Origin of the sequence: uncultured Proteiniphilum sp. (assembly GCF_937873925.1) — a bacterium.
Classification (GTDB): domain Bacteria; phylum Bacteroidota; class Bacteroidia; order Bacteroidales; family Dysgonomonadaceae; genus Proteiniphilum.
In genome coordinates, this window is the sequence record NZ_CALNAT010000126.1 from 1 (window position 1) to 12,015 (window position 12,015).

The following is a 12,015-nucleotide window of genomic DNA, read 5'->3' on the forward strand; positions in this document are numbered from 1 at the left end:
TCTGGATGGAGCGGAACGGGTGTGCGGTATTGTCAAGTTGTAGTTTAACGGATTTCTTTGTCGTCAAGGTGGTATCCACGGTAGTGAGTATCAAAGGTGCGGTCACATTCCCCAGGTAAACCTGCCCGTCGGCGATACCGGCAAAGTAATAGGAGTCGACGCCCAGGTCGAACGCCTTTTCATCCCTGATCGGATGTTGGCCGAACCGCCTGATAAAATTATTCTCTTTTTTGATGATATGCTCGGACGACAGGAACAATGCCACCACCATGCCCACAGCGGCAATGGAAGGCAGCACACATTTGAGTATCACCGCAAGGGTAGGGGTGCCTTTCTTCGTTTCTGTCAGTATGATGGCAACCAGCGCCAATACGATAAAGCCGATATTAAATACCAGGTGTTCCGTCCAGCTTAACTCCTCGATGATCCCGCCGCAGGAGCAAGGGATAAAATCGCTGTAATTCAATATAAGGTAGATATAGACGGTAAAGGCCACCATCAGGAAGAGGGAGGCATACAGGCCGGTGAGCCGGGTGGCTTTAAAGCATAACAGCAGCACAATAAGCAGTTCGGTGATGATGACGGACGGGGCGATGAATCCGGCATAGGCGCTCAACAGGGGAGACTGGGCCAACTGTATCCCGAAGTTCTCAAAATCCAGCAGTTTACTGATGGCCGTATATATAAAAAGGAGTACGTACAAGTAGGAGATTATTTGTACAATTACGTGGCGATTCTTTGTCAGAATCCTTTTCATACCGATTCCTTTCCAAGCTGGCTTTCGTACCGGATAATGCTTTGCATTTCCTTTGTACTTACATAAATCCCGAATATTCAGACCGGATAATTTCGATACTACTTCACAAATACAGAATTTCTAAGACAGAAGCAACTTCGGCAGATATTTAGAAAGAATCTAAAACCTAAGGCATTAAAATATACACAGTTCACTTCCTGCAAATGTAGGGTATGATCATTGAATCACCAAACTTTTTTTCAAAAAATAATATAATTAACAATTTGGCAATGAACTCTATAGTATCAAAAGTTTCGTGTGGAGATCGGATAGGCATCAGTCCGCTAAAGGAGTAAAATCCCCTTCGCCTGCCGGGGAAATGGTATCTAGGGTTTAACTTGATAGCGCTGGCGGTTTTTTCGATAGCCATATCGTTTTTTGTACCGCCAGCGCTATTCAATATATCAGTTCCACACCAACCTTTTCACCTACAACCGGATTATTTATTTACCTAATGCCTCTTTTACAGCTTGTGCCAAAGGGGTTGTCGGACGGCCGATCAACCTGGAAAGTTGCTTGCTGTCGTCAAATAAATCGTCTTTAGAGGCTCCGATATCAAGACCTGCAATAACCCTTGCCATGTCTTCAGGTAGCCCGAAACCTTTCAGCGCTTCTGCATGTTCGGCTTCAGTAAGATTTTTATAAGGAATGTCTTTACCGGTCTGACGAGAAACCTCTGCTGCCAGCTCTTTTAATGTATAGTAGTCGTCGCCGGCTAATTCGTAAACTTTTCCTTCCTGGTTTTCACTCGTCAATACGACTGCTGCCGCCTCAGCGAAATCTTCACGGGTTGCCGAAGAAATTCTACCTTCACCGGCACTACCGATAAGGATACCGGCCTTCACTGCTCCGGGAACAGAGCCTGTATAGTTTTCGGTATACCATCCGTTACGTAAAATGGTATAGGCGATTCCGGATGCTTTTAATGCGTCTTCCGTCGCTTTGTGCTCTCCCGCCAGACTCAAAGTCGACCTGTCTGCATACAACAGGCTGGTATAAACAATCCATTTTACCCCGGCCTGTTGCGCGGCTTTTATTACATTCTCATGTTGCTGTCTGCGCTTTCCGACTTCATTACCCGATATTAACAATAAATGGTCAATACCTTGCAATGCCCCGGCTAAACTTTCCGGTTTTTCGTAATCGAATGCACGGGCTTCAATGCCTAAATCCGATGCCTTTTCAGGTGTACGTACCAATGCCACGAGATTTTCCGCAGCTACTTTTCCTTTCAAATTCTCTACTACCAGACGTCCTAACTGTCCCGTAGCTCCTGTGATTCCTGTTTTCATACGATTCAAATTGTAATATTAATTGTTACATTTATAATTAAAAAAATATCAGCAAAATTGTTTTACAAAATCTTTCAATGTTTTATGCCTGAGAGAATTGGTCACCAACTGATCAGTTTCTATAAACAGCCTCTCTAAATTCTCATTCATATCCTTACCGACAGGGCATTTGGGATTGGGACTCAAATTCTTTTTTCCCAAAACTTCCGAGTTTTTCACAGAGAGGTAAATCTCCGCCAATGAAATCTCATGGCTTGGCTTGTTCAATTTCGAACCACCTTCTTTACCTTTTCTGCTGATTACAAGACCTGTATTCTGTAATATACCCAGTTCCTTCCGGACAATGACAGGATTGATATTGATACTTCCTGCAATCCAGTCGGAACTTAACCATTCATCGGGAAAGTTTGCCAGAAGGGTCAAAATATGTATTGCTGTGGCAAATCTCGTATTATTCATATCGGGTGCAAATATAAGTATATTTTTAATTGTAATAAATATTATTACAATTAAAAAATTACAAAAGATGATAAGTGTATTGGTAGTAAAGGGTTATGATTTGCATTATTGTATGCCCTATAGTCGAAATATTTTCTTCCGAACTCTTGCGTGATCCGGGTTTTGCCGATTTGACGGGCTCCTCTAAGCAGGATAGACTTACGGTTATCGTTTCCTTATTATGCTTTTGAAGATTTATAAAACTCTTCAAGTTTACGGATATCACCGTTCACAATGAATGGGAGTGCAGAAGTAATTTTTTTAATATTCCAGTTCCACCATGCTATATTCAACAATTTCTTTATTTGTTCATCTGTGAAACGTTTACGGATTAACTTTGCAGGATTTCCGCCAACAATTGAATAGGGCTCTACATCTTTCGTAACGACGGAATGTGCAGCGATAATGGCCCCATTCCCAATGTTGACTCCAGGCATAATAGTAGCTTGATACCCAATCCAAACGTCATTTTCTATAACGGTATCCCCCTTGAAAGGTAGTTGTTCTAATGTTGGTGTGATTACACTCCAGTTTCCACCGAAAATATTGAAGGGAAATGTCGAGATTCCATCCATTTTATGGTTCGCTCCATTCATTATGAATTGAACGTTGGAGCCAATAGCGCAGAATTTCCCTATGATTAATTTGTCTCCAAGAAAATCAAAATGATATAAGACATTCTGCTCAAAATTCAACCCGTCTGTATGATCATCATAGTAAGAATAATCTCCTACGATAATGTTGGGCGATTTAATGATGTTTTTTAGAAAAACCAACCGGTTGTAATCTTTCAATGGGTATATCTGATTGCTATCGGGTATTTGCATAATGAACTTGTTTTGCTGGTTTACTTTTCCATCGCCTTTGCTTTCAAACCGGCCGGCATTTTTTCAATGGCATAGCGTAAGGCCGTTCGGGGTATAACTGCTTTTTTCGACATTACATAATTGAATACCTCTTCCTGATGTGCCTCACTGGCGGCTTTGAGCATCCATCCATAACCTTTCTGCACCAGATCGTCTTTGTCCAACAAGAGTGTATCCGCTATCTCAAAGATATCGTTCAAAAATAAGCCTTTGCGGGCAGGGATAATCAGCGTTACGGCAGACGCACGTTTAACAAACCGTTTGGACAATATTGCCCACTTCTTCAATTCGGCAATGTATTCGGGATACTTCATCACAAACATTCCAACGGTATGATTGCACAGGGTATCACAATCTGCCCAGTTGGTCAGATAGTCATACACCCAATGTTCAAAAACCTTAAAATCGGCGGGCTCGTACTGCTTATGCAGCGATTCCGCCCAGATGCAGGCGACAACAGATTCTTCCAGGTAACCCGACTTCCAAAGTTCTTCACACAAGTTGAATATTTCCTGTTTAGGTAGGTCTTTTATTTGCCTAAAGCTTTCTTTGGCTATTTTACCCACGGTAGCCATTTTGACTCCATGCACTTTGGCTGCTTCGCCTTCTTTGAAAAAACGGTCAGATGAAGCGAGTGCTTTAGGGTCGATGTTGTCAATTAGGGCTTGACGAATATCTGATATAATATTTCTCATTTTGCAATTCAGGATAATCTATAGAGCAATGTGATTAGTTTCATACGATTATTTTATTCTTTTCCATGGAACTCGCATACTATAATGTTTATGTGTAAATGATTTACCTGCTCGTTTCAAAAAAATAAATTACATTTTTCTTGCCACAATAAATTTTTCAGGAAGATTTGACAAATTGATGCTTTCTACAATCGTTAAGCCTGAATCGGTTATTTCTTTCTCAATTTCATTACTGCCAAAGAAATATGTTTTAGGCATAATACGAACAAATCTTAAAAACTTCACAAATAGCGCAGAAAAAGAGCTCATTCCGCCAAAACAAGGAACTGCAATTATTAATTTACCTTGAGGCTCGAGTAGCTTATAGAACTGATTGAATATTTTTTTTCTGTTATCTATATATTGTAAAACATTAAAGATGGTTATAACTTGAAAAAATTTATCTTGGAACATTTCATTCAATGTGGTTATTTTCATGAAAGTCGCATTGTCTGCATTTTGATTTTTTAGATTTTGTTGCGCCCGTTTCAACATCCCTTCGGATACATCCACTCCATAGACTTTTCTTGCATTCCGTGCTATTTGAAGTGTAATAGTTCCTGTTCCGCACCCGTAATCAAGAACGGTATCCTCAGGCATGATATGTATTCCGAATTTACTGTTTATACATTTGACCAAGGTCGAGTTTGCTGCACTTTCCGCCTTGCTCCAACCGGATACCCTATCCCAAAATTTATATGAGGTATCAATTTTTGTTTTATTCATATTATTACTTCCATTCCATCATTTCAAGCTCTTTTTAAATCGAACAACAGTTAACAGATCCTTGAGTTGTTCTTTATCATTCACATCAATAATCATCGGAATCAAACGTCCGACGGGCTTCGCTTTGGCGAACTCATCCTTTATCGTCTCCGAAATATCCAACGCAGCAATCGCTTCGAGGTGTTTTTCGGTGAAATAGAAGCTCACTTTGAAAAAGCCCTTCCATACCGAAAGCCACAGAATGGTCTTCTTCTTGTGTACCACCTTACCGAGCCATGCTTTCCCGTCGTTGTAGAATCTCCACTCAATAGTCAGATCTTCGCTTGTGATCATTCCGAAAAATGACCCCAACACGCTATAAACTGTATCCCCGAGCGCATTTTTTAAGACCTTATCGGATGGGAACATTTCCGGATCTCTTAATAACATTTGTGCATCCATAGCCGTTACTTTTATTATCGTTAACAAAGATACATCCTTATAATCTTTTTTTATAAAGAACCGAAATAGATTGCCGTACGGATCATTTGTGATACGAATGACATTTCATTATCATACCAGGCTACTGTTTTGACTAATTGTTTGTCGCTGACCGAAACGATTTTGGTTTGCGTGCCGTCGAAAAGGGATCCGAAACTTATTCCGATAACATCGGATGAAACTATAGGGTCTTCGGTATACCCGAACGATTCATTAGCGGCATTTTTCATTACGTGGTTGATATCTTCCACGCTGACCTTTTTTTCGAGTATGGAAAACAGTTCAACAACAGAACCCGAATGAACCGGCACACGTTGGGATGACCCGTCAAGTTTCCCTTCTAATTCCGGGATCACCAAACCGATCGCTTTTGCGGCTCCTGTGGTATAGGGGACAATACTGTCCGCGGCGGCACGGGACTTCCGGTAATTGACCTTCGGATCAGGTGTATCCATGAGCGGTTGGGAATTTGTATACGCATGGATGGTTGTCATTTGAGCTGCAAGGATCCCGTAACTGTCATGAAGGACTTTTGCCATCGGGGCTAAACAATTCGTTGTGCACGAGGCACAGCTTATTAACTTGTCCGAGCTCTCCAATATGTCATGATTCACGTTATAAACGATCGTTTTTACATCTTTATCCGATGGAGCTGAAATGATCACTTTATCCGCTCCTGCTTCAAGGTGTGCCTTCGCTTTCTCCTTCGTTTCAAAAATACCCGTGCATTCCAGCACCAGATCAATCTGAAGTTCCTTCCACGGTAAATGATGGGGATCACGTTCGGCATATACGGCTACTTCTTTGCCGTCAACAATTAGTGAAGTATCGGTATTTTCTATATCCCGGTTGAATACCCCTTGTACGGAATCATATTTCAGCAGATATGATAACATGGAGGGTGAACTCAAGTCATTGATAGCAATGACTTCCAACTTGTCACTTTTTACAATTTCACGGAAGGCCAAACGCCCTATCCGGCCAAATCCGTTAATAGCAACTTTAATCATAGCTTTGAAATTTTATAAATTATCTTTCCTTGTTTACCTTACAAAGGTATAATAATAATTTTATGTCTTAAGTGACATATATACGTCAAAAACTGCCATCGATTGCCGTAAGCAACGCATCCCGTAAGAGAACCTTATTGCTTTTCTTTGTATAATTCCAACCAGTGAAGATGGAGGTTCCTTATACCAAAAATTTACCACCCTATGCCGTAGTCTTCCCCGTGATTACTGCTCCCTCCCCAAAAGGATCCATGCTCATTGTCTAAAAAGATAGCATTAATGGGGCCGCTCGTGCGATTCCCTAATTGTATTTCATATCCCATTTTCTTTAATTCGTCGATCACCTCTTTCTCCGTATCCTGACGGACCAGTATGCTTCCGGGTCTGGGCATACGGTCTTTGAACTGGGTTCCGCCCAGTGAAAGCCACAGTTGATTGCTGTTAATGTTGGCTGCCTCGGACGCCTGTTGAACGGTCATGCCGAATTCGACGACATTTAAGAAAAACTGGAGCAGGTTTTGTTCTTGTGTATCTCCTCCCTGTACCGCAAAAGCCAGGAAAGGCCTGCCGTCTTTCAATGCCAGGGAAGGAGTGAGCGTTACCCGGGGGCGTTTGCCGGGTTCTACCACATTAAAAGGATTCAGTAGGGAATCCAGTACAAAACTTTGCATCCGCTGACTCATGCCTATACCCGTCCGTCCTGCTATACAGGCGGGTATCCATCCGCCGCTGGGTGTTACCGATACAACCCATCCTTCCTTATCGGCAGCCACGATACTGGTCGTTCCGCGGGTAAGTCTGTCCTGGTAAAGACTGTCCTGGTAAAGACTGTTTTGGTAATGACTGTCCTGATATCCGTCAACAGGCGAAATATCCGCATGATAGAACGGTTCATCCTTTAAAATGTATCCGCTGGCGCCGGCATCATGCCTGGGGACAAAATCTTTTACTTCCGGAACGATGATCGTAGTGTCAATAAGATGACTCCGTTGTTTCAGTAAGGCTTCATACGGATTGCTTTTCCCTTCATAAGCGTAAGGATTTCCCGGCATGACCAGATGATCGTTTTTATCCCGGCGAATCTCTTTCGATCGTTCACGGGCATACTCTTTACTAAGTAGTCCCTGAATCGGCGATTTGGGAGAGAAATAAGGGTCTCCATAGTAAAAATCCCGATCGGCAAAGGCCAGATTCATGCTTTGATAAATCGTATGAATATACCGGGCCGAATTATATCCCATTTCCTGCAGATCGAAGTTTTCCAGGATATTCAGTGCCTGCAATAACATGGGTCCCTGTGTCCACTCCTGCAATTTATAGACCTCTATGTCTTTATAGGTTGTATGCAGGGGAACTTCTTCTATCGGTTTCCATCCTGCCAGGTCTTCAAGCGCGATCAATCCGCCTTGTTCCCGGCTTCCACGGACGAATTCCTCGGCAATATCTCCTTTATAAAAACGATCCTGCGCTGCTTTGATCGCCTCTTTCCTGTCCTTGCCCTGCCGGATGGCCTGTTGTTCCGCTTCCACCATCTTTTCCAGTGTGTTCAAAAGATCTTCCTGTACAAAGATCTCGCCGGCTACCGGAGCTTCCCTTTGTTCACCTGCATGGGGCAAAAAAACGGCTTTACTGTACGGCCATTCTTTAATACGCTCCTTGTTTCTTTCTATACTGTTTGCCGTTTGGGCATCCATCGGATAGCCCCTGGCCATCTCCATAGCCGGTGCCAGCACTTCTTCCAGGCTCAGCGTACCGTATTCCGCCAGCATATAGCACAATCCGCCCGGGGTTCCCGGAGTTACAGCGGCCAAAGGACCGTATTCGGGTGGAAAAGCATATCCTCTATCCTTGAAAAAGGAAACGGTCGCGCCGCAGGGAGCCACGCCCAAGGCGTTTATCGCCAGAACCTTACCATTATTCGGATTATAAATCAGTGCCTGGGTCTCTCCTCCCCAACTCAGTACATCCCAAATGGTGCAGGTGGCGGCCAGCATGGCACAGGCCGCATCCACGGCGTTGCCCCCCTGCTGAAAAATCATCGATCCTGCTGTGGCGGCTAAAGGTTTTCCTGTTATTGACATCCAATGTTTACCATGCAAGGGAGGCTTTTGTGTGGACTGGGCCAGAATGGCACAAAAAGAAACAGCGCAAACAGCCATTGTAAAAAAATATCGTTTTATCATAATGATCTGTTTTTGAACAAAAGTAACCATCTTCTTCTTTATTTTCAATAAAATCCTGGGCTGGTGTGTCAGGGGCGAAGTCCCCGATGTCTCGCCCTTTCCGGGCTTTTGTTTTTGTTAATGAATACCGCAAAACTTTGCCCTGTGCCGACCTTTTTCCGCTCTTTCAGAGCTTGTTCAGCTTTGCACCGAACTGAATACTGCGTTCTGTTTTTAAACGGTCGAAGAGGATAATATAGACGGATTCATTCATCCGGATCTCCTGAATGGTGCCCGGCCCGAATATGATATGGTCGATCCTTTCTCCTTTCCGGAATGCCTGTTCGGAAAAGACGGAAGATATACGGTTAGTCCCGTTCTCCAGATAAGGATCAATTTCTTTTACAAACTGAATATTCTCTTTGCCTGCATCAAAAATAAACCGTGAAGGAAATTTAAAAACCCCGTCATTCGAGATACCTTCCGAATCGGAAAGGTACACCCGGTTCATTGCCCGTGTCATGGCCACATAAGCCAAACGGCGTTCTTCATCCATTTCCTCCGGGGTACTCACACGGCGACTGGGAAAAACACCTTCGTCCAACCCGCAGATAAACACATAAGGAAATTCCATTCCTTTTGAGGTATGGATGGTCATCAACCGGACGGCCTCCTGCTTATCTTCCTTATCCAGATTGGTATACAAGGCAATCCGTGCCAGGAAATCTTCCAACGTGGCGTCATCGTCCTTGCCTGCTTCTTCCACGGCGCGTTTCAATTCCGCTACATTATCCAGCCGTTCCTGATCGCCCAGTAAACGAAGAAATTCTTCATAACCGCTTCGTGCCAGGATCATTTGCAGAATATCTCCAAGCCGGCTTGCCTTATAATCCGCTTTTACCGATTCAATGGCTTCTAAATACTGAAGAGCCTGGGTCGCACGGAAAAAGCCCGACCGGATGTTTTCTTTTAAGGCCTGGTATAGGGAGCAACCTGTCTTTTCTGCATAATCTTTCAGAAAATCTATTTTCTTTTTCCCTATTTTCCGTGAAGGTGTATTGATCGTACGTAAAAAAGCAATATCATCGCCCGAGGTGATCATACGCAAATAGCAGATGACATCCTTGATTTCCTTTCGTCCGTAAAATTCAATGCCGCTGTAAATTTTATATACCAACCCTTTCTGCACAAAGCACTCCTCCAGGGGACGGGTCAGATAATGCGCCCGGTAAAGGATGGCGATCTTATTCAGGGAGACATTGTTCTCCTTTAACTTCATGATTTCCGAATAGATCCATTCGGCTTCTTCCTTCTCGGTATCTACATGATTGAAAAGAGGTTTCTCGTCATGTCTTTTCGTTGCTGTAAGCTCTTTGGGAAAACGGATCACATTCTTTTCAATCAGCGTATTCGATGCTTTCAGTATTTCCGGAGTGGAGCGATAGTTGGTCGTGAGCAGGATGGTTTTGGCCTCCGGATAGACCTTGTCGAAATCCAGGAATAATTTGATGTGCGATCCGCGCCACGAATAGATCGTCTGGTCGGGATCGCCTACAATAAACAGGTTCCCGTGTTTACCTGCAAGCAGCCGGGCTATTTTATACTGACGCTCACTCACATCCTGAAATTCGTCGACCATGACATATTGCATCCGGTTCTGCCATTTCTCCAATACAGCGGGGAAATTTTCCAGAATATAGGTGGTGAAATTAATCAGATCGTTAAAATCACAACCGAAAGATTTTTTTTGTTCGTACAGATAGCGCAGGAAAATCTCCTCGTCACGATCCGCACACTGCGAGAATTTGGCTTTGAGCTGATCATTGTTCAATTCATAGATATAGTCGATATAAGAGGTGGCATACAACTTTTTTGCCTCAAGTACTTCGTCAAGCGTTCTTTTGACAGTCGCTTCGCGGAGGGTGAGTTTCATTTCTTCGAAGATCTTGAGCAGAAGTTGTTTCTGGTCCTCCACATCCAGAATAACGAAGTTTTTGGGGAAATTCAGGACATGAATATCTTCTTTGAGCAGTTGAACACAAAAGGCGTGGAATGTGCAGATATATCCCAGGTCCATATCCCCCAAAGCCTTTCTCACACGCTGTTTCATTTCGTTTGCCGCACGGTTTGTAAAGGTTGCGCATAAAATGTTTTTGGGTGGGACGCTTATCATATCCGTCAGGTAGCAATAGCGCGAAATCAATGCCCGCGTTTTTCCTGTGCCGGGGCCGGCCAGGACGCGTACGGCTCCCTCTGTGGTTCTGACTGCATATGATTGTTCCGGGTTGAGTGTCTCTAAATAACTCTTCAAAATATCAATTCCTTCCGACTAATTCTTTATCCGTATTCCTGAAGATATCGCCTGTCCTTTTTATCTGATATTGACATGCGATTCTTTTGACGATTACAATGCAAATATAATGAATCCATTATCTTAACCAGTCATTTCCCGTAGAATATTTCAGGCCGTCAGGAGTTTCTGTCATCTGCTTTAGCCCATTCTTCTTGTCCGGTTTATTTGTCTTTCGCCTCGGTTTTTATTGTTCCCGTTATAGGTCAGTTGCTTTGTAAAACGGGTTTTTAAGGCTTTCCACTTATCGAAATAACGGTGCGGCTAGAAAAAAGTTCCCCCGAATATACTTTTTTGATTAAGATTATACTGTTTGGCTGTTAATAATATCAGCGTTTCTTCTATTGCTGCCGTTAAAGCTATGGAGATAACAACAATTCCTACCGTAACAGGTACTTCCGGAAATAGTATATATACCGGTAACAGAAAGTATATAAATAATCCCGATAATTTGTTGCCTAGTGTGTGCACCATTCCCCATTGGCTGAATTTCACCTTGGTGATGACTACATTTAATAGCCTTATGATTATAACAGTAACAACAAGCCACAATATAACATTGTGTTGCAGCAATTCGGTATAAATAAAAAATACCGCCGTTATAAGCAGGTAGAAAACGAAATCACCCAGACTATCAAGTTTAGCTCCTATGTCTGATTCTGCTTTCCAACGACGGGCAATATATCCGTCGGCAATGTCGCTTACCCCGCAATAGAGGTATAATATGGTAAAAAGTACCGGATAACCACCCAGGAAAAATAATAAACCGCTTATTATAATACGGCTTACGGAAAGGATGTTAGGTAATTTTTTCATACGATTAAAACTATTATTTTCACTAAAGTTAGTCATGTTAGAGTGTGTGAACAATTATCATGCTTGTTTCATCCCTATAACTTGTGAGCTTTTTTCCTTCCTTGCCAATTACACATAGTGGATTGACCGGAAAAGAAGAAAAAATGAACTACTTGGTCAGGCAATACGAACAGAAGACAAGCGTGGTTGGATTATGTCGTTACGAGAAATAGCCTAATGTAATTACTACAAAGATAGATAATTTCTGTTTTTATGAGGTCGTAAGCTTCTCCACAAACAGTACGT

The 12,015-nt window shown here is 42.8% G+C and carries 11 protein-coding genes; all 11 read right to left on the bottom strand.

What is annotated here, in order from left to right:
• The coding region (locus Q0502_RS08130) for a MauE/DoxX family redox-associated membrane protein (protein ID WP_366521778.1) at positions 1-757 on the bottom strand (757 nt) is incomplete at its 3' end.
• Positions 758-1,239: 482 nt separating this feature from the next.
• Positions 1,240-2,088, bottom strand: coding sequence for an SDR family oxidoreductase (locus Q0502_RS08135; protein WP_298649447.1), 849 nt, complete (start codon positions 2,086-2,088; stop codon positions 1,240-1,242).
• Between the two features lie 48 nt (positions 2,089-2,136).
• On the bottom strand, positions 2,137-2,547 hold the full coding sequence (locus Q0502_RS08140) for an Rrf2 family transcriptional regulator (protein ID WP_298649450.1): 411 nt from the start codon (positions 2,545-2,547) through the stop codon (positions 2,137-2,139).
• A gap of 218 nt (positions 2,548-2,765) precedes the next feature.
• Entirely contained in the window at positions 2,766-3,413 is a 648-nt protein-coding gene (locus Q0502_RS08145; protein WP_298649453.1) for a Vat family streptogramin A O-acetyltransferase, read from the bottom strand.
• A 20-nt stretch (positions 3,414-3,433) separates the two neighbouring features.
• Positions 3,434-4,147, bottom strand: coding sequence for a DNA alkylation repair protein (locus tag Q0502_RS08150; RefSeq protein ID WP_298649455.1), 714 nt, complete (start codon positions 4,145-4,147; stop codon positions 3,434-3,436).
• A gap of 129 nt (positions 4,148-4,276) precedes the next feature.
• On the bottom strand, positions 4,277-4,912 hold the full coding sequence (locus tag Q0502_RS08155; RefSeq protein ID WP_298649457.1) for a class I SAM-dependent methyltransferase: 636 nt from the start codon (positions 4,910-4,912) through the stop codon (positions 4,277-4,279).
• 18 nt (positions 4,913-4,930) lie between these two features.
• Positions 4,931-5,353 carry a DUF3788 family protein gene (locus Q0502_RS08160; RefSeq protein WP_298649458.1) on the bottom strand — a complete coding sequence of 141 codons (423 nt, stop codon included), beginning with the start codon at positions 5,351-5,353 and terminating at the stop codon, positions 4,931-4,933.
• Positions 5,354-5,403: 50 nt separating this feature from the next.
• Positions 5,404-6,402, bottom strand: coding sequence for a type I glyceraldehyde-3-phosphate dehydrogenase (gene gap / locus Q0502_RS08165; protein ID WP_298649460.1), 999 nt, complete (start codon positions 6,400-6,402; stop codon positions 5,404-5,406).
• 194 nt (positions 6,403-6,596) lie between these two features.
• On the bottom strand, positions 6,597-8,585 hold the full coding sequence (locus tag Q0502_RS08170) for a gamma-glutamyltransferase (RefSeq protein ID WP_298649462.1): 1,989 nt from the start codon (positions 8,583-8,585) through the stop codon (positions 6,597-6,599).
• A 166-nt stretch (positions 8,586-8,751) separates the two neighbouring features.
• A complete protein-coding gene (locus Q0502_RS08175) occupies positions 8,752-10,875 on the bottom strand; it encodes a UvrD-helicase domain-containing protein (protein ID WP_298649463.1) in 2,124 nt (707 codons plus the stop codon).
• Positions 10,876-11,178: 303 nt separating this feature from the next.
• Complete coding sequence (locus Q0502_RS08180) at positions 11,179-11,730, bottom strand: CDP-alcohol phosphatidyltransferase family protein (RefSeq protein WP_298649466.1); 552 nt, start codon at positions 11,728-11,730, stop codon at positions 11,179-11,181.
• Positions 11,731-12,015: the final 285 nt, after the last annotated feature.

Excerpts from the sequence above, each read along its gene's own strand:
- Q0502_RS08135 (WP_298649447.1), bottom strand. The coding sequence starts at position 2,088 with ATGAAAACAGGAATCACAGGAGCTACGGGACAGTTAGGACGTCTGGTA.
- Q0502_RS08140 (WP_298649450.1), bottom strand. The coding sequence starts at position 2,547 with ATGAATAATACGAGATTTGCCACAGCAATACATATTTTGACCCTTCTG.
- Q0502_RS08145 (WP_298649453.1), bottom strand. The coding sequence starts at position 3,413 with ATGCAAATACCCGATAGCAATCAGATATACCCATTGAAAGATTACAAC.
- Q0502_RS08150 (WP_298649455.1), bottom strand. The coding sequence starts at position 4,147 with ATGAGAAATATTATATCAGATATTCGTCAAGCCCTAATTGACAACATC.
- Q0502_RS08155 (WP_298649457.1), bottom strand. The coding sequence starts at position 4,912 with ATGAATAAAACAAAAATTGATACCTCATATAAATTTTGGGATAGGGTA.
- Q0502_RS08160 (WP_298649458.1), bottom strand. The coding sequence starts at position 5,353 with ATGGATGCACAAATGTTATTAAGAGATCCGGAAATGTTCCCATCCGAT.
- gap (WP_298649460.1), bottom strand. The coding sequence starts at position 6,402 with ATGATTAAAGTTGCTATTAACGGATTTGGCCGGATAGGGCGTTTGGCC.
- Q0502_RS08170 (WP_298649462.1), bottom strand. The coding sequence starts at position 8,585 with ATGATAAAACGATATTTTTTTACAATGGCTGTTTGCGCTGTTTCTTTT.
- Q0502_RS08180 (WP_298649466.1), bottom strand. The coding sequence starts at position 11,730 with ATGAAAAAATTACCTAACATCCTTTCCGTAAGCCGTATTATAATAAGC.